Source organism: Nostoc sp. 106C (assembly GCF_002154725.1).
GTDB lineage: Bacteria > Cyanobacteriota > Cyanobacteriia > Cyanobacteriales > Nostocaceae > Aulosira.
Window position 1 is genome coordinate 40801 of the sequence record NZ_MTAW01000166.1, and the last position, 19994, is coordinate 60794.

The 19994-nt window shown below is 42.2% G+C and carries 22 protein-coding genes and 1 riboswitch; of the genes, 16 read left to right on the top strand and 6 right to left on the bottom strand.

The annotated features are described in order from the left end of the window. The first annotated feature begins 19 nt into the window (after positions 1-19). The 4 genes from BV375_RS25130 (at position 20) to BV375_RS25145 (ending at position 2502) form a co-directional block, all read left to right on the top strand. Positions 20-439, top strand: coding sequence for a DUF1636 domain-containing protein (locus BV375_RS25130; protein ID WP_086765563.1), 420 nt, complete (start codon positions 20-22; stop codon positions 437-439). After that, a complete protein-coding gene (locus tag BV375_RS25135) occupies positions 436-1182 on the top strand; it encodes a cobalt-precorrin-6A reductase (protein WP_086765564.1) in 747 nt (248 codons plus the stop codon). The genes BV375_RS25130 and BV375_RS25135 overlap by 4 nt, the downstream gene beginning before the upstream one ends. A 70-nt stretch (positions 1183-1252) precedes the next feature. Further along, positions 1253-1963, top strand: a complete 711-nt coding sequence (locus BV375_RS25140; RefSeq protein ID WP_086765566.1) for a Uma2 family endonuclease — start codon at positions 1253-1255, stop codon at positions 1961-1963. A 110-nt stretch (positions 1964-2073) separates the two neighbouring features. Beyond that, on the top strand, positions 2074-2502 hold the full coding sequence (locus tag BV375_RS25145; protein WP_086765568.1) for a hypothetical protein: 429 nt from the start codon (positions 2074-2076) through the stop codon (positions 2500-2502). 21 nt (positions 2503-2523) lie between these two features. Here the strand turns inward: BV375_RS25145 and cbiE are convergent, their stop codons facing one another. Next, complete coding sequence (cbiE, locus tag BV375_RS25150) at positions 2524-3741, bottom strand: precorrin-6y C5,15-methyltransferase (decarboxylating) subunit CbiE (RefSeq protein ID WP_243714044.1); 1218 nt, start codon at positions 3739-3741, stop codon at positions 2524-2526. Between the two features lie 96 nt (positions 3742-3837). Next, a riboswitch (adenosylcobalamin-variant (AdoCbl-variant) riboswitch) is annotated at positions 3838-3950 on the top strand. A gap of 31 nt (positions 3951-3981) precedes the next feature. Here cbiE and cobG point away from each other — a divergent pair. The 6 genes from cobG to BV375_RS25180 all read left to right on the top strand — a co-directional run bounded on the left by cobG (position 3982) and on the right by BV375_RS25180 (position 8359). Next, entirely contained in the window at positions 3982-5451 is a 1470-nt protein-coding gene (cobG, locus tag BV375_RS25155; protein WP_086765604.1) for a precorrin-3B synthase, read from the top strand. A 51-nt stretch (positions 5452-5502) separates the two neighbouring features. Further along, positions 5503-6129 (top strand): precorrin-8X methylmutase, encoded by a 627-nt coding sequence (locus tag BV375_RS25160; RefSeq protein WP_086765570.1) that lies wholly within the window; start codon positions 5503-5505, stop codon positions 6127-6129. Between the two features lie 2 nt (positions 6130-6131). Continuing rightward, positions 6132-6836 carry a precorrin-2 C(20)-methyltransferase gene (locus BV375_RS25165; RefSeq protein ID WP_086765572.1) on the top strand — a complete coding sequence of 235 codons (705 nt, stop codon included), beginning with the start codon at positions 6132-6134 and terminating at the stop codon, positions 6834-6836. Positions 6837-6937: 101 nt separating this feature from the next. Beyond that, positions 6938-7528 (top strand): Uma2 family endonuclease, encoded by a 591-nt coding sequence (locus tag BV375_RS25170; RefSeq protein ID WP_086765574.1) that lies wholly within the window; start codon positions 6938-6940, stop codon positions 7526-7528. A 118-nt stretch (positions 7529-7646) separates the two neighbouring features. Further along, positions 7647-8012: a papain fold toxin domain-containing protein gene (locus tag BV375_RS25175; RefSeq protein ID WP_086765576.1), complete on the top strand. Its 366-nt coding sequence runs from the start codon at positions 7647-7649 to the stop codon at positions 8010-8012. An 11-nt stretch (positions 8013-8023) separates the two neighbouring features. Next, on the top strand, positions 8024-8359 hold the full coding sequence (locus tag BV375_RS25180) for a hypothetical protein (RefSeq protein ID WP_339376853.1): 336 nt from the start codon (positions 8024-8026) through the stop codon (positions 8357-8359). Between the two features lie 26 nt (positions 8360-8385). Here BV375_RS25180 and BV375_RS25185 read toward each other — a convergent pair whose 3' ends face one another. The 5 genes from BV375_RS25185 to BV375_RS36235 form a co-directional block, all read right to left on the bottom strand. Beyond that, positions 8386-9525 carry an FAD-dependent monooxygenase gene (locus tag BV375_RS25185; RefSeq protein ID WP_086765580.1) on the bottom strand — a complete coding sequence of 380 codons (1140 nt, stop codon included), beginning with the start codon at positions 9523-9525 and terminating at the stop codon, positions 8386-8388. 117 nt (positions 9526-9642) lie between these two features. Next, positions 9643-11259 (bottom strand): ATP-binding protein, encoded by a 1617-nt coding sequence (locus BV375_RS25190; protein ID WP_086765581.1) that lies wholly within the window; start codon positions 11257-11259, stop codon positions 9643-9645. A gap of 60 nt (positions 11260-11319) precedes the next feature. Further along, positions 11320-11925: a chemotaxis protein CheC gene (locus tag BV375_RS25195; protein ID WP_086765583.1), complete on the bottom strand. Its 606-nt coding sequence runs from the start codon at positions 11923-11925 to the stop codon at positions 11320-11322. A gap of 7 nt (positions 11926-11932) precedes the next feature. Then, complete coding sequence (locus BV375_RS25200; protein WP_086765585.1) at positions 11933-12298, bottom strand: response regulator; 366 nt, start codon at positions 12296-12298, stop codon at positions 11933-11935. Between the two features lie 174 nt (positions 12299-12472). Next, the gene (locus tag BV375_RS36235; RefSeq protein ID WP_086836210.1) at positions 12473-12745 is read right to left on the bottom strand and encodes a hypothetical protein; all 273 of its coding nucleotides are present in this window, start codon (positions 12743-12745) and stop codon (positions 12473-12475) included. Between the two features lie 138 nt (positions 12746-12883). Here BV375_RS36235 and BV375_RS25205 point away from each other — a divergent pair, with 138 nt between their 5' ends. From BV375_RS25205 to BV375_RS25235, 6 genes are all read left to right on the top strand, one after another. Continuing rightward, positions 12884-15022 carry a chemotaxis protein CheA gene (locus tag BV375_RS25205; RefSeq protein WP_086765587.1) on the top strand — a complete coding sequence of 713 codons (2139 nt, stop codon included), beginning with the start codon at positions 12884-12886 and terminating at the stop codon, positions 15020-15022. Then, positions 15012-15482, top strand: coding sequence for a chemotaxis protein CheW (locus BV375_RS25210; RefSeq protein ID WP_243714045.1), 471 nt, complete (start codon positions 15012-15014; stop codon positions 15480-15482). Before BV375_RS25205 ends, BV375_RS25210 begins: the two co-directional genes overlap by 11 nt. Positions 15483-15502: 20 nt before the next feature. Continuing rightward, positions 15503-16810, top strand: coding sequence for a methyl-accepting chemotaxis protein (locus tag BV375_RS25215; protein ID WP_086765589.1), 1308 nt, complete (start codon positions 15503-15505; stop codon positions 16808-16810). 185 nt (positions 16811-16995) lie between these two features. Further along, complete coding sequence (locus tag BV375_RS25220; RefSeq protein WP_086765591.1) at positions 16996-18069, top strand: chemotaxis response regulator protein-glutamate methylesterase; 1074 nt, start codon at positions 16996-16998, stop codon at positions 18067-18069. Then, complete coding sequence (locus BV375_RS25225) at positions 18069-18902, top strand: protein-glutamate O-methyltransferase CheR (protein WP_086765593.1); 834 nt, start codon at positions 18069-18071, stop codon at positions 18900-18902. Before BV375_RS25220 ends, BV375_RS25225 begins: the two co-directional genes overlap by 1 nt. A 539-nt stretch (positions 18903-19441) precedes the next feature. Beyond that, complete coding sequence (locus BV375_RS25235) at positions 19442-19951, top strand: neutral zinc metallopeptidase (RefSeq protein WP_243714046.1); 510 nt, start codon at positions 19442-19444, stop codon at positions 19949-19951. Positions 19952-19994 lie beyond the last annotated feature (43 nt).

Below are 19994 nucleotides of genomic sequence, written 5' to 3' on the forward strand. Positions count from 1 at the left end.
AAACATCTGCGAGGTACAGATGACTGCTGTCAATAATTCTGAAACTAGTAAATTTGGTGTATCTTCCCATACCCTATTTGTTTGCAAAACCTGTGCCAGTGTTTGGCAAGATGGCAAACGTTTGGGTGAAAGTGGCGGAGAAAAACTACTAAAACAGCTTCAAGATCTGGCACAAAATTGGGACTTGCGAGATGAATTCCCCATTCAGCAAGTAGAATGCATGAGTGCTTGTAATCGTTCCTGCGTCGTCGCTTTCGCTGCACAAGGCAAAATTACTTATCTGTTTGGTGATTTAGTAGTTGATGCAAGTGCATCTGCGGTTTTGGAATGTGCCAGCCAATACTACAGTAAGATTGATGGTTTACTGCCTTGGTCAGAACGACCAGAAGCGCTAAAAAAGGGTATTTTGGCGAAGATTCCACCCATACCTGTGGTATGAGGCGGGTTTTAATTTTGGGTGGAACGGGAGATGCAGCAGAACTATCTGCTAGAGTCGCTACTATCCCAGGAATTGAGGCGATCGCATCTTTAGCCGGTCGTACCCGCCAACCATCAGTCCCATCTGGTAATGTCAGAATAGGGGGATTTGGTGGTGTAGCTGGATTGGCCAGCTATTTGCATGAGATGAATATCGATTTGTTGATTGATGCTACTCATCCCTTTGCTTGTCAAATTTCCTTTAATGCGGCGGCGGCGGCGATGGAAGTTGGTATACCTCGTCTGATTTTAAACCGTCCTCCTTGGGAGAAATTAAGTGGCGATCGCTGGATTGAAGTCGATAATATTGTAGCCGCAACCGCAGCACTGCCAAATCAAGCACAGCGAGTATTTTTAACTGTTGGCAGACAAGAACTCAGCGCCTTTGTGCACTTAAAAGGAATTTGGTTTTTGATGCGGGTGATAGATCCGCCTAACCCTGATGTATTGATACCGCCAGGTTTGGTATTGTGCGATCGCGGCCCTTTTGCTTTGGATAATGAGCGAGAAATCCTTATTCACCACAAAATCGATACGATTGTCAGCAAAAATAGCGGCGGTGATGCGACTTACGCCAAGATTATTGCAGCACGTGAACTGGGTGTAAAAGTTGTGATGGTGAATCGTCCAGCCATACCGCCAGGGGAGCAAGTAAGTAACGTTGAAGATGCTGTAACTTGGTTACTTGACAAATTGCACAATTAGTTTACTAACCACGTGATAGTGACTCAAACTAATAAAATGAAAGTGTTCACACTATCTGGAGGGATGCTACATGGTGACACAACAGCAACCACAGCAACCACACATTAATGAAACTCCAGCTTTGGAAAGCGGTGATAGATTGTCTCGCTACGAATTTGAGCGTCGCTATCAAGCTATGCCCGAACATAAGAAAGCTGAATTAATTGAAGGAGTCGTCTATTTGGCATCACCACTACGTTTTGAACGTCATGCAGAACCACATGGAAAGATAGTTATTTGGTTGGGAACTTATCAAATTGCTACTCCAGGTGTGAAGTTAGGAATTGATCCAACGGTAAGGCTAGATCAAGATAATGAACCACAACCAGATGGAGTTTTGTTAATCGATCAAAGCTTGGGCGGACAATCGCGCTTAACGGAGGATGACTACATTGAAGGTGCACCAGAGTTAGTCGTAGAAATTGCTGCTAGTAGTGCAGCTTATGATTTGCACGACAAAAAAAAGGCTTATCGGCGCAATGGAATTCAAGAGTATATTGTTTGGCAGATATTAGAAAATAAGCTGGATTGGTTTCGGTTAAGTGAAAGTGAATATATGTCTTTAGAGCCAAATGCAGATGGGATTTTGCAAAGTCAAGTAATGCCAGGGTTATGGTTAGCGATTCCAGCGTTGCTTGCAGGAGATATGCCCCAGGTTATGGCAGTTTTGCAAGCAGGATTAAGTTCACCAGAACATACAGAATTTGTGAAAACATTATCACAAGGGATTAGGAAAAAATAGATTCTCATGCTTTATGGTGTAATCCCTTATATGTCTTTGGGTTGCAATAGAGAACTGAGAAAACCACTAAGATTGTTGCTAAATTTTTGAGTATAGATATTTTTACCGCTATGAGGACTGCTGATTCATTTTATAAAATTCTTTTGGCTTTGCCTGACCCGGCACTGAAAGGATTTATGAGTTGGGCAGTCCTCGACATGGCAAAGCAAGTGAATTATCCCCTCGTTCTCGATCTCAGCAAACTGGATCATCTTCCACTTACTACATATATTGAAAAACTCGAAAAACAATTTCAGGCTCATGTCGATACTGAGTCATTAAGTGATGGAGTCGCCTCATTAATCGCTGCACAACTCGCTGATTCCAGAAATTTACCAAATCCGATCGCGTTGATTGAGACTCTGTTACTATATGTCCAATTTTCTTGCATTGCGACTATCGAGGATGAGGAGCTAGCAAATAAAGTGTCGGCAGAGATGATTGCTCGCCAATACGCCACACTGGACAAAATAGCCAGAATTTATGGTGTTAAGGATTAAGCATTAAACTTTTGTAGCGAGTCACGACTTTATTGCGACCCATTGTGTTACAGGTGCCATTCCTCGCCAACCTAAAAATTTACCAATTGGTTCCGCACGTTGGATCACAATGCGGGTGAAATTACCACCAACTTGTTCATACCATTTAAATAAGGTTTGCTCGCCCTCAATCGTGACAACATTTGCTACTAAACGTCCACCAGGCTTGAGTGCTGACCAACAAATATCAAATAAGCCATCGGCTGTTACGCCACCACCAATAAAAATAGCGTCAGGTTGGAGTAAATCTTTGAGAACATTTGGCGCTTTTCCCTCAATAATTTGCAGATTTGGTACACCTAAAGCCGCAGCATTATCGGCAATATAGCCCAGTCTAGATGAGTTTTGTTCAATAGCGATCGCTCGACATCTCGGATGAGTCCGCATCCATTCTATAGAAATTGAACCACACCCCGCGCCAACATCCCACAGTAGTTGTCCTGGTGTAGGTGCTAGGGTCGCTAGGGTAATCGCTCTAACTTCATGCTTGGTTAACTGTCCATCGTGGTGATAGGCGTTATCTGGCAATCCTGCGATTCTGGGTAAAGATACTACCCCAGCATCGGCAAGACAATCAACTGCGATCGCATTTAAAGGAGCAATCTCTGTTTCACTCCAAGTTGCAGCTCTACCTTCTACAATGTGTTCTTGGGTGCCACCTATCCGTTCTAAAACCTTGATTTTACTGCCACCATAGCCCCGTTGCGTCAAAATTTGCGCCACAATCGCGGGTGTTTCTTTACCTTCACTCAAAATTAGTAGCCGCGCCCCAGGATAGATGTAAGGCTGGATTAGGGAGGGTGGACGACCACACAAACTAATGGTTTCCACTTCCGTCAAAGACCATCCCAGTCTGGCACAAGCGAGACTGAAGGTTGAAGGTGCAGGAATAATCGTGATTTCCGAGATGGGGATTTGCTTTGTTAATGTCACCCCAATGCCGTAACACATGGGATCGCCGCTAGCTAGTACACATACAAATTGACCGCGACGTTGGATAATTTCTGCGACTGACTTGCTAATCGGGGAAGTCCAGGCAATTCTTGGGCGTTGGTCGTTACTAGGAAGCATTGCCAAATGGCGATCGCCTCCTACTATAACTTCAGCTTGATCCACTAGGGATCGGGCGATCGCACTTAACCCCTGTAACCCATCTTCACCAATGCCTACGATAGAAAGCCATTTATGTGAGTCTATCAATGAAGTTTTAGATATATAGCTCAATTAAGGAAATATTATCAGGTGATGAAAATTATGAAGCATCGAGAATTCTGACAGGCTTCTCATGCTAAATTACTAAAGCTTAGAGTTGGGAAACTCCGGTGGAATTCCGGGACTGTGCCGCAGCTGTAAAGTAAGTCAGAATGCCAACTCTTAGGCTGTCCAGAAAAGACATATATCATCTACATCCTTGCGTTGCACGGGGAAGGAGTTCCAGTTTTGCTGTCCGGATTTACCAAATGTCCAGGCTTATTTTACGCCACACCTGCTCAAGATGGTATATTATCTCGCATTAGAATACCAGGTGGCATTTTAAATAGCAAGCAGTGCCGCGCGATCGCAGAGATAGCTGACCTATATGGCGGTGGCTATGTTGATGTGACTAATCGGGCTAACCTGCAAATTCGGGAAATTCATCAAGGGATCAATACCGAGGTGCTGAAGCGCCTACAAGAGTTAGGGTTAGGTTCCAATAACACAGCGGTAGATCAGATCCGCAATATTATGACCAGCCCAACTGCTGGTATCGATTCCCAAGAATTAGTAGACACCCGTCCCTTTGTCCAAGCCTGGGATAATTACATCAAAGCTAATTCTCAACTATCAGCACTGTCTGCTAAATTTAGTGTCTGCTTTGATGGCGGCGGCATTGTTTCAGTAAGCGATCGCGTCAATGATATCGTCTTTGCTGCTGTGTTAGTAGATGGTATTGTGTACTTCCGTCTTTGTATAAGTGACGGCGCAAAGGGTAAACCAGCCAAAGATACAAAAATTTTATTACCACTACAGAAATGCTTACCAGTCTTGGCAGCTTTAGCAGATGTCTACCTAGCTCATATTGAGCCTAATAGTAAACCTAAGCTGCGCCTGCGAGAGGTAGTAAACAATTTGGGCTGTGAAAATTATCTTCAAGAAGTTCAGCAGCGTCTAGCTTTTGCTCTGTCTTTTCTTCAGCAAAAAGAGGAATTTGTAGAGAGAATTTCTAATTATCACCATATTGGCATTCATCCCCAGCGTCAGCCGAGTTTATTTTATCTTGGGGTTGTGTTGCCCTTAGGTCGTATAGAAACAATGCAGATATTGGGGTTAGCTGAGTTAGCAGAAAAATATGGTAGCGGTACTCTTAGGCTCACCCCTTGGCAAAATATACTGCTTACAGATATTCCGCAACAATGGGTTGCTGATGTTCAAAGTGAAATTGCTGCTTTGGGATTAGATTGTTCAGTTAGCAACATTAACAGTGGATTAGTTGCCTGTTCTGGCAAAAGAGGATGTGCAGCTTCTGCTACTGACACCAAAGGCGACGCTTTAGTATTAGCAGAATATCTCAAAAATCGCGTTTCCTTAGACAGCCCTGTAAATATCCACTTCAGCGGCTGTGCTAAATCCTGCGCCCAACATAGCAAAAGTGATATTACTTTACTCGGTGTCAGCGTTGAGGATGACAATGGAACGGTGGAGGGTTATCGGGTTTATGTAGGTGTTGACGATAATGACCTACAATTTGGCCGCGAATATCAATTTGTAACTGTTGCGAACTTGCCTGCGTTGATAGAACAGATGCTGTTAGTATATAAAACCCAACGCCTGAACCATGATGAGACTTTTAGGGAATTTGCTAATCGATATGAAATCACTCAATTAAAACAATTATGCGATCGCTCCCGTGTTCTAACGAACCTACCCTGATAGCTATTTACTAAATAAATCTAAAATTTAAAATCCAAAATCTCAAATTGAATGCCTGATTATATCCAAGATGCCAAGGAAATCTACCGTAATTCATTCGCAATCATCCGGTCGGAAGCAAATCTAGAAATTTTGCCGCCAGATGTAGCAAAAGTTGCAGTCCGTCTAATTCATGCCTGTGGAATGACGGATATTGTCACTGATATCGGATATTCACCAACAGCGGTGCAGTCTGGACGGACAGCATTGGCAGCTGGAGCGCCAATTCTTTGTGATTGCCGAATGGTGGCTGATGGTGTTACAAGGCGGCGATTACCTGCAAATAACCAAGTCATCTGCACTCTCAACGCTCCCGAAGTCCCAGAACTGGCTGAAAAGATGGGTACTACCAGGTCGGCGGCTGCCTTAGAATTATGGCGAAAGCATCTTCAAGGAGCAGTAGTGGCAATTGGTAATGCGCCCACCGCCCTATTTCGGCTGTTGGAAATGCTGGATCAAGGATGCCCCAAACCTGCGGTTATCTTGGGTTTTCCCGTTGGGTTTGTGGGTGCAGCCGAGTCGAAAGCCGCCCTGGCAGCAGATAGCCGTAATGTACCATTTTTAACATTACATGGTCGGCGTGGCGGAAGTGCGATCGCCGCCGCCGCAGTTAACGCCCTAGCAACAGAGGAAGAATAATCATGACAGCTAAAGGTCGTCTTTATGGTGTTGGTATAGGCCCTGGCGATCCCGAACTTTTGACCCTAAAAGCGCTACGGCTATTGCAAGCTGCGCCTGTAGTCGCCTATCAATCGGCAACAGATAAAGAAAGTATTGCCAGAAAAATTATCGCGCCATATCTTTCCGGGAATCAAATCGAGGTACTGTATCACCTTCCTCGTGCTTTAGAGCCAGAAAAAGCACAATCAATTTATGACAAAGAAGTTGAACCGATTGCCACACATTTAGAAGCAGGGCGGGATGTGGTAGTAGTTTGTGAAGGCGACCCGTTTTTCTACGGTTCGTTTATGTATGTTTTCACACGCTTATCTGAGCATTATGAAACAGAAGTTGTTCCTGGAGTCTCTTCTTTGATGGCTTGTCCAGTAGCTTTGGGCGTACCTTTCACCTACTACAACGATATTCTCACCGTTTTGCCTGCACCGTTACCAGCAGAAGAACTGATCACACAACTATTAACCACCGATGCAGCCGCAATCATGAAATTGGGCCGTCACTTTACCAAAGTGCGTGATATTCTCCATCAGCTAGGGTTAGCATCGCGGGCGCTGTATATTGAACGAGCAACAATGGCGCAGCAAAGAATTGTACCTTTAGATGAAGTCGATCCGGCAGAGGTGCCTTATTTTGCGATGATTGTTATACCAAGTAAGAGTAGGTTATAGGTGGAGAAAATAGATCTTTTTTTCTCACGCAGAGGCGCAGAGGCGCAAAGAAGAAAACAGGAATGTTATTTTTTGCATAAGCACTATTGGCTGGATTTGCCATGAATGTTGTCACACCTAAACGATTTACAGTGGATGAGTATCATCGGCTGATTGAACTCGGATTTGTAAAAGAGAGCGATCGCATTGAGTTGATTCGAGGAGAACTGATCCAGATGACAGCCAAGGGAACACCGCACACAGTCTGTTGTTCTATCTTATGCCGTCAACTGGATCGCCTCTTGGGTGATAGAGCCGTCATTCGTGGGCAAGATCCGATTACTCTTCCTAATAACAGTGAACCTGAGCCAGATGTTGCGATCGCACGCGGAACAGATGAAGATTATCTCGCTCATCATCCATATCCTGAAGATATTTTGTTAGTTATCGAAATTTCAGATAAAACATTAGATTACGATCAAAATACAAAGTTAAAACTTTATGCAGAAGCAGGTATTTCTGATTACTGGATTGTGAACTTAATTGCTCGCCAATTAGAACGTTACAATCAGCCATATCAAACTTCTCAAGGAGAGTTTGGTTATCTCAGCAAGCAAATTTCTCTACCTCATCAGTCAGTTGCAATTCCTGGGATTGAAGATAGTTTATTAGAATTGAATAGGATTTTTTTAGAAACCAGTAATGCTGGATAATTTAGTTTAATATATTAAATTTTACTAATAATTTACTTGTTTATTAATTCAAGCAATTAATTTCAGATATCATCGCACGATGTAATAGTTTGAGGGATGATCTACCTATTTAGCAATTGTGACCAATTCCCAGTTGCGCCAGCAGATTTCAGAAATTGCTGAAGCTTTCCCATTGTTTGAATGTATCCAGTGCGCTAATGCAATCCAAACATTCTTACTTGAAAGAGGCATTGCGGGAAAACGGCTACAATTATTCACAGGCAGCAACGAAGAACCCTACTGCAACATCTACCACGAGATCCTTCAGCAAAATATTTCTACTAATGGGATACATGAGGCGATCGCAGTTGAAATAGCACAAGAAGAGCTAATATTTGATAACATTCATTCGCAAGGAGTTCAAAGACAAGTTTGGCTTAACAACCTCTACTGTGCTGCTAAAGATATCGGAGGCGACTTTCAGATTACAGAAACAGATTTTTAACCAGGAGATATATGATGAGCAGTCTGTACGATTTAATTCGCAAAATCCAAAAACGTCCTTCTTTGTATCTGGGTAAACCTTCTGTGTGTAACCTACGTTCCTGTATTTCTGGCTATATTCTAGCCCGTCGCGAACTTGGTATTTCTCAAACCGACGAAGAACGGCAATTTACAGAATTTCAAACTTGGATTCAAAGCAAATTTCACATTTCCTCATCGCAATCTTGGGACAAAATAATCCTGTTTTACTCCGAAGACGAACACAGCGCTTTGGATAGCTTTTTCAAGCTATTTGAAGAATTTACCCAATCCCATCCACTTCAAAACGAGCGCCCGCTTGTAGGATGAATGCGATAAATTAAGAAGAGTTAAAATTAAACTCTGTAGGCGTGAATTGTATGAAAGCTGTTGTTAATTGCTGCTCCCATGAGTTTCATAAATGTGTTGCGTAAGGCTACAGCATAACGATTTTCTAATTCTCCCATTTTCCCTGATCGCAAGGATTGCTCGACAATCGATTTAGTCCGCGCAAACCTTTGTGATTCGTATTGTTGAAAGGCAGATGTTGGGTTTGATTGTGCTTGTAAACACTTGGTAATTACAACTGCGTCTTCTAATGCCATGCAGGCGCCTTGTCCTAAGGTTGGTAGCATAGGGTGGGCAGCATCTCCTAAGAGCGTAATATTTTGCTTGCTCCAAGGGCGAGTGGGAATGCGATCGTAGAGATCTGTTTTGAGGATATTGGCTTCATCTGTCGCCGCAATCAATTCTAGAATCGACGGAAACCAACCTTGAAACATTTGCTCAAGTTCTCTTTTGCGTCCCAGTGCTGAATCAGGTTGTCCCTCTGGTGCTTTAGCTGCTGCGTACCAATACATCCGATTTTTACCCAGCATCATAAATCCAAAGGCTTTAGCTGGACCAAAAAACTCTCTGATATAGCTAGAACGGTATCCGCTGGGAATGTAATCTGTTAGACCACGCCAAGTGGTAAAGTTGCGATAAATGGGTGGGTAATCTCCGAATAGTCCTGCTCTTACCCGCGATTTAAGTCCATCAGCACCAATCAAAGCATCGCCATCAACCATCAAGCCAGAGGCGAAATAAGCCCGAATCTTGTCTCCTACTTGCTCAAATCGCTCAAAAAGTTGTCCTAAAACAAACTTTTCTCTTGGTACATTACTCCAAAGTAGTGCGTGTAAGTCGGCACGATGGATTCCCAGAACTGGCAGATCGAATCTATTAACAGCTACGTTGATTAATTCTTTTCCGCTTTGCGAATTAAATTGATAATTTGTGATGGGATTGCCTACACGGATCGCATCTTCTAACAAGCCTAAATTTTTGAGAACATGAGTAGCGTTTGCCCACAGCGCAATTCCTGCCCCGACTTCTCGTAACTCAGAGGTGCGTTCGTAAACAGCGACTTCAAAGCCAGCACGATTAAGGGCGAAGGCGGTTGCTGCGCCGCCAATACCTCCCCCAACTATGATGATTTTCTTTGTTGTCTGCATATTACACCTTCTGCATAAGTCGATGTTTTGGATATCAAACCACAGATAAACACCGATGCACACCGATATTATCTGTGTTTATCTGTGTACATCTGTGGTTCCTTTATTTTCTTAATATCAACTTTTAACAAGTGAAGCGATCGCGGCTATCAGTTTTGAGGGATCGGCGGGTTTAGCTATATGCAGTTGAAATCCGGCAGCAAATACCTGTTGTTGTGTCGTCTCTGCGGCGTAAGCAGTTAGGGCGATCGCCGGAATCTGTCCACCTTGATCAACTGACATGGCGCGGAGTTTGCGGATCAAGGCGTAGCCATCAACTTCTGGCATACCTAAATCACTCAACAACAAATGTGGCTTTGATTGGGCGATCGCATTTAGTGCTTCCTCGGCTGAGGCCGCGATCGTCACAATCGCTCCTTGCTGTTCTAACAAAAAGGCGAGAAACTCTCTGGTATCAACATCATCATCCACAACTAACACTTTGACTCCTTCTAGGGGAGTGTAGAGCATAGAGAATGAATAGGAATCATCATATAAGTTTCGATCTCTCTGTGCTAATTTCAAAGTTCTTTGCAGCGCTGGTAGAGAAACTGTAAATGTTGCGCCTTTTTCTTCTCCGGGACTTTCTGCCCAAACTCTACCGCCATGTAACTCTACAAGTTGCCGTACAATCGCTAAACCCAGTCCTAATCCACCCGATCTTCTGGTTATACTACTATCTGCCTGACGGAAATACTCAAATACATAGGGTAAAAATTCCGGACTGATACCCTTGCCTGTATCCTTGACTTGAATTTCTATTTGAGACTCAATTTGTTTTAAATTAACTTCGATTTGTCCCCCTGAAGGTGTGAATTTGATAGCGTTAGATAGCAGATTCCAAACAATTTGTTGCAGACGACTACTATCGCCTTTAACTGATCCAACTCTTGGCTCTAGATTTAGTTTAATTTGAATTGACTTTGCTTCTGCTGCCAGCCGCACTGTGTCTAAGGCTGCTTCAATAATAGCAGTTAGATTAACAGTTTCTAAACTCATTGCTAGCTTGCCTCGCAGTATCCGAGAAATATCTAACAAATCGTCAATTAACTGAGCTTGGAGTTCAGCATTGCGTTCGATAGTTTCAACAGCGCGAAGAGTTGCAGTTTCATTTAACGAACGTTTTTTGAGTAATTTTGCCCAACCCAAAATTGGATTTAGAGGAGAACGAAGTTCATGGGAAACAATGGCGAGAAATTCATCTTTAATACGATTTGCGGCTTCTGCGGCTTCTTGCGCTCGTTGGCGTTCTTCTGCTTCCGCTAATGCCTGATCTCGTAAGTTCTTATATTCCTGAACTCGGAAGGTTAAATCGGTAACATCTTGAATTGAAAACAGGGCATAAAATTCATCTCCACCATATGCAGGTACGGCAGTTACAGTTGTGTGCTGAATGCGGTACTTCCCTTGGGGTAGTGGTACGGGAATGACATATTTATGCAGTTGCGAAGAAAAGATTGTCGGCGGCCCACCTTGAAAAATTTGCTGTAAGCGACTAGCGTAACGAGGTTGATTAAGATGAGGAAAATATTGCAGAACGGAAACTCCTAAAATTTGGTTCCTCGGAATTTTAGTCCATTCCTCTAAACAACTATTCCAGAATAAAACAATATGGTCTGACTGTAGAACAAAAGCTCCTAAAGTAATCTTATCTAAAAGTCCAAATTGTTCTTGAGCTTGTTCAACTTTGTTCATAATTTCATCAGACCACTTTTGCAGATTTTCTTGTACAAAAACTAGTTTTTATTCTCCTGTTCAGGATACTCCCAATTCTTCGTTAATCACTTTAATTAACGCATCAAATGTACCTAACTCAAAGATTAAAATAATATCGCCAATTAGTTCTAATTGTTCAATTGTGAATCTTGCTTGTGCTAGTAAAATTTGCGACTTGCTGACATTTGCAGAAGTCAGGAGATTTTCAATTTTATCTTCTAAATAAACTGGTAATGTATAATTCAGGTGCTGCCTTAGCACATTACTAATCGAACCCATCACTCCATTTATTACTATATTGCCAATTTCGCTTAATGTACCAATTTTTACGGCATCAAGGTCAGTCGAACCTGGCTCTTCACCAGTTAGCACTGCAACCAATGTAGATGCACTTTCAGTTGGAAAAATTAAGCCAGCGGTGCCATAAAACGATCCTGTAAAGCCAAGTCTGACAGCTGCCAAACAATCATCATGAAATCGTGTGGCTAATTCTTGATAAGCATCCGCAGATGTTAATACTTTTACAAACGGAATTTCTAGATGAATGTGAGAGTCTACCATCTCATTCAGTAAACTTGCCGCTCGACCGACTCCAATATTAATCAACTCTTGTAGGGCATCCAGTTGTTCTCCTGTCACATTCATGTATGCTTTATTCCTTTGTATTCAGAACTTGCTGAACTGCGAGCCGCAGTTCATTTTCCTTAGGCGGTTTATTAATAAAATCAACTGCTCCCAGATTGAAACTTTGATTGCGTGCTCCTTCTTGGATGTCAGCTGAAATAATAATGGTAGGAATTTGCAATTTCTCATCTTGTAGAGCTTGCAGAAATTCAAATCCATTCATATCAGGCATTAAAATATCAGCTAATACACAGTTGGGCTTGTGGTTGTGAACCATTTCTAAACCTTCACGCCCATTACTTGCTTCTAGAATTTCATAGCCATCGATTTGCAGAAACTTGCGGATCATTCTGCGAGAAAATGCTGCATCATCGATAATTAAAACCAATGCCATCAGTTTTATCCTTTTGACCTATTACTTCAATTATTGTGAATTTAGTCCTTTTAGCCTGGATTTTAAACATTTTTTTAGATGAACAAATAAATATAAATTACTACTGATTATTGATATGAATTTCTAAAATATTTATATTTAATTTTTCTAAATCTCTAACAAAGTTTCTGTTTATTAGGTATTAGAAATATCTTCTATTTTCTGTTTTGCTTTACGCAACCAATACAAAATTGTGGTGTGGTGAATGTTAGTTAATTGTTCTATTTTTCGCAGACTCATGCCATCAAGATGCATTTTAAGGCAAAGTTGCTTGATATCATTTGAGTAGCGCCAAGGTTGATAAAATTCTAGAAACTGGCGACCACATTGTTTGCACTTGTAACATTGTCTTGTTTTTCGGTGTCCGTTCTTAAAAATTTGGGTGGAATGGCAATTAGGACATTGCATCTATCTCACTTCGTTATTTAGTGTAGCATTATATTTTCAGCAATCAGTGAGATAAACATCTCTCATAAGAGAGATTTATATTAGGTGTAAAATTATAACTAGTATTTAACAAATATAGATTTCTAGTCTATCAATGCAATGGAGTTAGCAGAAATTGACGATGATATAGAAGCATTTCTCGTTGAGAGCTATGAGAATCTGGATGAAATTGAACGAGACATTATCGATCTAGAGAAAGCGCCTCCCAGTGGAGAAGTGCTAGTTCGGATTTATCGCTCACTCCACACATTAAAAGGGAACTGCGGCTTTTTACCCTTTCCTAGGTTAGAAGCACTAGCTCATGCGGCGGAAAGTTTGCTCTCGCGGCTGCGCGATCGCCAATTAGCCGTGACGCCTGGGATCGTTAGCGCCTTACTGCAAACCATTGACACCATCCGGCAAATTTTGTCTGAAATTAAAGCTACAAGACATGAAGGCGATCGCGATTATGCAGAACTCATTCAAGCTTTAACTAAATTACAGGAGACTGAGCAAGTTGTCACTACTGTAAAGCAGTCTGTCCCATCGTTTGATAGCGAAACGGATGACTCAACTCTTACAGCCTCAGAATTGTATATTCGAGTGAATGTGGCGCTTTTAGATCGAGTAATGGACTTGGTGGGTGAACTGGTATTAGCTCGTAACCAGGCGATCGCATTTTCAGATAAGTTTCAGAATAGTAGTTTTGCCGCTACTTGCCAACGCTTGAACCAAATTACAGCCGATTTACAAGCAGGAGTGATGAAAACTCGACTGCAACCGATTAGTAGTATCTGGCAAAAGTTCCCGCGTGTAATTCGCGATTTAGCGATCGCTTCTGGTAAACAAGTTCAAGTAGAAATGATAGGGGTAGATACTGAAATCGACAAAAGTATTATTGAAGCCATTAAAGACCCTTTAACTCATCTAGTACGCAACTGCATAGATCATGGCATTGAGTTACCAACCGAACGCAGTGCTATTGGTAAATCAATTATCGGAAGGATATTTCTGAGAGCCTTTCATGAAAGCGGTAAAGTCAATATTGAAATAGGCGATGATGGTCGCGGAATCAATCCCGAAAAACTCAAACAGCGATCGCAGCAACTCGGTTTAGTCAGTGCTACTCAGGCTGCTGCAATGAGCGACTCGGAAGCAATCAACTTAATTTTCTTACCTGGCTTCTCGACCAGTGAACGAGTCACTAGCCTTTCTGGGCGAGGGGTAGGTATGGATATTGTCAAGAGCAATATTGAAAAAATTAACGGTAGCATTGAAATTTACAGTCAGCAGGGACAAGGCACAACATTTAAAATTAAAATGCCGCTGACATTAACAATTATCCCAGCGTTAATGGTTACTAGTGGCGGCGATCGCTATGCTATTCCTCAAACGAGTTTACAAGAGCTAGTTTGTTTAGAAGCACAGGCGGCACTAAATAATATTGAGATGCTTTACGATGTACCCGTGTATCGCTTGCGGGGAAATCTTGTGCCATTGATTTACCTCAATCAAGCTTTGCAGATTCAAGATAAGATCACCAACTTGGAAACCCTTAGCCTCGTAATTGTCCAAGCTGATAACTATCGATTTGGGCTAGTTGTGGACACAATAGAAGATATTCAAGACATCGTTGTTAAACCACTAGGAAAGCAGTTAAAAAGTTTATCTCTGTTTGCGGGAGCCACTATTCTAGGTGATGGCAAAGTCGCATTAATTCTGGATATTGTAGGTTTGGCAAAACAAGCTGGTGTGCGCGAGAAACATCAGCAATTGGCGAGTGTAGAAGTTGCAAATATCCCAGAACCAACAAGCGATCGCCAAATGATTTTACTATTTACAGGGCCTGAAGGCGCACCTATGGGTGTGCCGCTAACAACAGCATTTCGGCTGGAAAAAATTTCTGCCGCGGCTGTGGAAAAAGTGGGTAACCAGTATGTTGTGCAGTTGAACAGTAAAATTTTACCCCTGATCGATCTTCACACCATATTTAGCGATCGCCACCACAGAGAACTCGATCAAGCAACAGAGACATTAGAGATTGCGATCGTCTCCCCTGATTCCAAACTCAGTATTGGGCTAGTAGTTGAGCGCATTCTTGACATTGTAGACGAACCACTGACAATTAAAGGTATCCCTAGCAGACCAGGCGTGCTTTTCTGTGCAGTAATTCAAGGTCAAATCACAGAAATTCTTGACGTTGAGGCTGTGATTAGGATTGCCAACCCTTATTTATTGCCAGGGAGCGATGGTGGTTGAACTACAACTTTGCACTTTTTTTCTCAATGGACTTTTTTTTGGCATTGATGTGCAGCACGTTCAAGAAGTGATTCGTCCCCAAGGTGTGACTCGTGTACCTTTAGCTCCACCAGATATTTGTGGATTAATTAACCTCAGGGGACAAATTCTGACTGTAATTGATTTGCAGCAGCGATTAGAAATGGGTGAATCGGCGATGCGTTCAACTACTAAGCTTATAGATGAGCTTGAGGGATTTAATATCGTTGTCCGTTCTAGCGATCAAGTAGTTAGCCTGCTCGTTGATGATGTCGGGGATGTCTTAGCGTTGCCAAAAAACACCGTTCAACCCCCACCAGCAACGTTAAAAGGTAAAATGCGTCAGATGCTAGCAGGAGCTTACCCGCTACCAGAAGGGTTTCTGCTAATTCTAGACATTGAAAAAATTCTAGATCTTAACTTTAGAAGTTCTTTTATTTAAAAATTTAGGAGAATTTGGCAATGGCTACAAATAGGACTGGGAAAGCAGCGAACAACTCTAAATCTCCCTCAAATAATACTACAGATGCGATAGATACGAATTACGGCACAACAGATCCGCAACTGCAACCATTACTAACAGCAATGCAAGCAGCCAAAAACGGTGATTTTAGCGTTCGTCTGCCAGTGGAAAACAATGGCATGGGTGAAATTGCTTCAGTTTTTAATGAATTGATGAGTTTCAACCAAAACTTTGCTACCGAAGTAACTCGCCTAGCAACCGAGATTGGCAAAGAAGGAAAACTTGGTTCTCAAGTTGTGCTTAAAGAAGCAGAAGGTTCTTGGAAAGAATTGCTGGACAATTTGAATCAAATGTCCACTAATCTAGCACAACAGATAAAAAGTATTAATGAAGTTACCCTAGCTGTTTCCCAAGGAAATTTGGCAAAACAAATCAAAGCACGCAATGCAGGAGAGTTCAAACAACTCAGCGATAATGCCAATCAGATGATTAGCAGCCTCAAGTCTTCCATCAGACAAATGGCAGAAGTTGCCACAGCTGTTGCGTCTTCTTCCGAAGAACTAACCGCAGTTAGTAAAGAAATGACCACAAATGCTGAACAAACCTCTGAACAAGCAACCTCCGCATCCGCCTCAGCAGAACAGGTAAATCAAAACACGATTACAGTAGTAACTGCGGTAGAAGAAATGAATGCCAGCATTCGCGAAATCGCTAAGACTGTTGCTAGCGGAGCACAAGTGGCGGCTGAGGCAGTTAAAACTGCCGATCGCACAAACCAAACAATTGGGAAACTCGGTCAAAGTAGCGTTGAAATTGGCAAAGTAATCAAAGTCATTACCTCGATTGCGCAACAAACAAACTTGTTAGCTTTGAATGCTACGATTGAGGCAGCTAGAGCAGGGGATGCTGGTAGAGGATTTGCAGTAGTAGCAAATGAGGTTAAGGAACTCGCCAAACAAACGGCAAATGCTACCGAAGATATTAGCCAGCGAATAGAAGCAATTCAGTCTGATACCAAAAGTGCAGTTGGTGCTATCACTCAAATTACTGACATCATCAACCAGATTAACGACCTTCAAAGTACGATCGCTAGTGCGGTTGAGGAGCAAACAGTAACCACTAATGAAATCGCTCGAAATATAGCTGAGGCAGCCCAAGGAACCTCGGATATTGCTAAAAATATCGGCATTGTGGCAATCAATGCTCAAACTACGACAATTGGTGCCAGTAATACTTCACAAGCAGCTACAGAACTAGCTCGCATGGCTGTAGATATGCAGAAAGTTGTCAGTCAGTTTAAATATTAGCGATCATTGGTCATTGGTCATTTGTCATTGGTTATTAGTTAAGAGTCAAGAGTTATTTCTCCCCTGTCCCTGCGAAGTTCTGAGCAAAGACTTCCTCCGCTCAGACTTCTCTCGTTGTCCCATTTCTCCCCACCCTCTCCCACACTCCCCACACTCCCTTGCCCCCCTCCGCCTGGTGAAAGTGTATGCCCAAGATCCGGGTTCTCGTTGTTGATGACGCGGTAGTAGTTCGTAGTCGAGTTAGCAAAATTTTGTCTAGTGATTCAGAACTAGAGGTAGTAGGAGTTGCCGCTAATGGTCGCATTGCCCTAGCAAAGATTCCTCAAGTCAATCCCGATGTGATCGTTCTAGATGTCGAGATGCCGGATCTGAACGGTTTAGAAACTTTGGCGGCAATCCGAGAAATTTATTCACACCTGCCAGTGATTATGTTTAGCACCTCTACACGGACTGGAGCAACTGCAACACTTGAAGCTCTGTCTTTGGGTGCTTCAGATTATGCAACAAAACCTAGTAACTTAGGGAGCGTAGAGGCAACTAACCAACATATTCGTGAGGAATTAATCCCCAAAATTAAATTATTTGGTGCTGGAATTAGTTTGTTTTCTCCACCAATAACAATCAACGATTCACTTATTACTCCCGGTCACAGACGCATAGAACAGGTAGATGTTGTTGCAATTGGGGTTTCCACAGGAGGGCCTAATGCCTTAGCGAAACTACTTCCTGCGCTGCCAGCAGATTTAGGAGTTCCCATTTTAATTGTGCAACATATGCCACCGACGTTTACGAAACTATTAGCAGAAAGATTAGCTTCTAAGTGTAAAATCCGCGTAGATGAAGCAGTTCCTGGAGCGATACTAGAGCCGGGGCAAGCTTGGATTGCACCTGGAGATTTCCATATGGTTGTACAACGTCAGGGAGATGTAGTTCGACTTGCCACTCATCAAGCACCACCAGAAAATTCCTGCCGTCCTTCCGTAGATGTACTATTACGTTCCGTAGCAAATGTATTTGGTAGTAGAGCGATCGCGGTTATACTTACAGGAATGGGACAAGATGGGTTACATGGCTGTAAATGCATCCGGGAAGCAGGCGGACAGGTACTAGCACAGGATAAAGCTAGTAGTGTGGTTTGGGGAATGCCTAGTTTCGTTGTCAATGCAGGACTAGCTGATGAAATTCTTCCTCTCGACCAAATGGCAGGTGAAATTATCCGCCGAATCCGTTACAATCAAGTTCCTCTTTCAGGTCTGTAATGAAACAGACAAAGGGTGTAAGCACTAGTGATTTTCAATTTCTGCGTGAATTAGTTTACAATCATTCGGCAGTTGTATTGTATGCCGACAAAACCTATCTAGCAGAGCTATATTTGCAGCCAATTGCAGAATTGGCAGAATTTGCTTCAATTGCCGATTTGGTAAGTTATCTACGAACTCAACCGTTCAGCAGTCTTCACAGCCAGGTAATTGAGTCCCTAGTTACCAACGAAACATCCTTCTTTCGTGATACTCAACCCTTTGAAGCACTGAAGAAAGTTGTGCTACCAGAGTTGATCGCTAAACGAACCATTGAGCGATCGCTCAATATTTGGTGTGCAGCCTGCTCTAATGGACAGGAACCATACAGCATCGCCATGCTCATTAGAGAACATTTTCCCATGCTTGCCAATTGGTCTTTTAAGCTAATTGCTAGCGATTTTTCCCACAAAGTATTAGCCAAAGCTAGACAAGGACGTTATAACCAACTAGAAATACAGCGTGGGCTACCAAAAAATTTCCGCGATCGCTATTTTCAGCAGATTGATCATGACTGGCAAATTAACGACGAAATTCTTCAGATGGTAGAATTTCGCCAGATCAACCTTGTGCAATCTTGGTCATCCCTCCCCAAAAGTGACGTGATATTTTTACGCAATGTTTTAATTTACTTTGATATCCCGACTAAAAAAGCCTTACTAAAAAAAATCAAGCAGCAATTAAATCCAGATGGCTATTTATTTCTCGGTAATGCTGAAACCACTATCCACCTAGATACATCATTTGAGCGGGTTCAATTTGATAAAGCTATCTGCTATCGATTAAACAATTAATTTATTTCTATTAATTCAAATCCCAAAGTCAAACCTTTATAAATACAGCTATTTTTAACCACTTAAATATAAGTAATTTGACTGGCAAAATATATTTGAAATCAAAGTAGGGTGGGCAATGCCCACCAAAATCCGGCTATAGTGCAATACATTTCAGATAAGCCTGTCTTTTCTTCCCCTGTTTCCTTGACTCTACAGAGGAATTTTCTTAACTGAAATGTATTGGGATATGGTGGGCATTGCCCACCATATACTTAATCTTAGTGCCTTAGTCGTTCAATATTTTTTATGTTTACAGCAGTTTTCATGTATTTAGCCCACGCATTCATCTTACTCTCTGCGACTCTGCGCCTCTGCGTGATCAAAAAAGCCGTGGTTCATTTACTTAAAAATAGCTGTAAGCACTTTTTTGCTGAAAATGCGTCATCAAATTTTAAGGGATTTCACCCTAAATTTATGCGTCAACAACATCAAATTGAAGCAAGCATTATCAGGTGACAATGAAAGCACTCAAGGCATTGACTACAGCTCTAATTAGTATGGCATCCGTTCTAGCAAATGTTCCTGTCAAAGCAGAATGGGCACCTCAAGCTGTTGTAGATGGAGTATATACAGGTATCCAACATATTCATGGTTATAAAGCAACACCACAATTAATTTGGAACGTTGCTAGAGGATCTCTTACTAGCTGTGGGCGTATTTACGGTAGCTTATATTGCAAACTAAACCACACTGTATATATTACTAGTCAAGATATTCAAATGGCTTATCATTTTGGAGATGCGGCTTTAGCCTATATAGTTGCACATGAATATGCTCATGCCATGCAAACTGCTTATGGATTTCAACCAAGGATCACACCAATATCCGAACTACAAGCAGATTGTTTAGCAGGAGTTTATTTAGGGTTGATTCCTAATATTACTTTAGATGAGCGCGATACTTTAGAAATTGCTAGCCTAGCTTATCACATTGGAGATTATGACTGGGGCAGCAGACACCATCACGGAACTCCAGAGCAACGTGTGAAAGCTGTTGTAAGTAAGTAGGCACGAAAAAACCAAACTATGTGAAGATAAGTAAATACGGAGA

What these genes read in the sequence shown, in the direction of transcription:
- BV375_RS25165 (WP_086765572.1), top strand. Translation starts at nt 6,132, where the DNA reads ATGACAGCTAAAGGTCGTCTTTATGGTGTTGGTATAGGCCCTGGCGAT.
- BV375_RS25145 (WP_086765568.1), top strand. Translation starts at nt 2,074, where the DNA reads ATGAGGACTGCTGATTCATTTTATAAAATTCTTTTGGCTTTGCCTGAC.
- BV375_RS25130 (WP_086765563.1), top strand. Translation starts at nt 20, where the DNA reads ATGACTGCTGTCAATAATTCTGAAACTAGTAAATTTGGTGTATCTTCC.
- BV375_RS25195 (WP_086765583.1), bottom strand. Translation starts at nt 11,925, where the DNA reads ATGAATGTGACAGGAGAACAACTGGATGCCCTACAAGAGTTGATTAAT.
- BV375_RS36235 (WP_086836210.1), bottom strand. Translation starts at nt 12,745, where the DNA reads ATGCAATGTCCTAATTGCCATTCCACCCAAATTTTTAAGAACGGACAC.
- BV375_RS25135 (WP_086765564.1), top strand. Translation starts at nt 436, where the DNA reads ATGAGGCGGGTTTTAATTTTGGGTGGAACGGGAGATGCAGCAGAACTA.
- BV375_RS25140 (WP_086765566.1), top strand. Translation starts at nt 1,253, where the DNA reads ATGGTGACACAACAGCAACCACAGCAACCACACATTAATGAAACTCCA.
- BV375_RS25210 (WP_243714045.1), top strand. Translation starts at nt 15,012, where the DNA reads ATGGTGGTTGAACTACAACTTTGCACTTTTTTTCTCAATGGACTTTTT.
- BV375_RS25225 (WP_086765593.1), top strand. Translation starts at nt 18,069, where the DNA reads ATGAAACAGACAAAGGGTGTAAGCACTAGTGATTTTCAATTTCTGCGT.
- BV375_RS25160 (WP_086765570.1), top strand. Translation starts at nt 5,503, where the DNA reads ATGCCTGATTATATCCAAGATGCCAAGGAAATCTACCGTAATTCATTC.
- BV375_RS25180 (WP_339376853.1), top strand. Translation starts at nt 8,024, where the DNA reads ATGATGAGCAGTCTGTACGATTTAATTCGCAAAATCCAAAAACGTCCT.
- BV375_RS25170 (WP_086765574.1), top strand. Translation starts at nt 6,938, where the DNA reads ATGAATGTTGTCACACCTAAACGATTTACAGTGGATGAGTATCATCGG.
- BV375_RS25190 (WP_086765581.1), bottom strand. Translation starts at nt 11,259, where the DNA reads ATGAACAAAGTTGAACAAGCTCAAGAACAATTTGGACTTTTAGATAAG.
- BV375_RS25235 (WP_243714046.1), top strand. Translation starts at nt 19,442, where the DNA reads ATGGCATCCGTTCTAGCAAATGTTCCTGTCAAAGCAGAATGGGCACCT.
- BV375_RS25205 (WP_086765587.1), top strand. Translation starts at nt 12,884, where the DNA reads ATGGAGTTAGCAGAAATTGACGATGATATAGAAGCATTTCTCGTTGAG.
- BV375_RS25220 (WP_086765591.1), top strand. Translation starts at nt 16,996, where the DNA reads ATGCCCAAGATCCGGGTTCTCGTTGTTGATGACGCGGTAGTAGTTCGT.
- BV375_RS25200 (WP_086765585.1), bottom strand. Translation starts at nt 12,298, where the DNA reads ATGGCATTGGTTTTAATTATCGATGATGCAGCATTTTCTCGCAGAATG.
- BV375_RS25215 (WP_086765589.1), top strand. Translation starts at nt 15,503, where the DNA reads ATGGCTACAAATAGGACTGGGAAAGCAGCGAACAACTCTAAATCTCCC.
- BV375_RS25185 (WP_086765580.1), bottom strand. Translation starts at nt 9,525, where the DNA reads ATGCAGACAACAAAGAAAATCATCATAGTTGGGGGAGGTATTGGCGGC.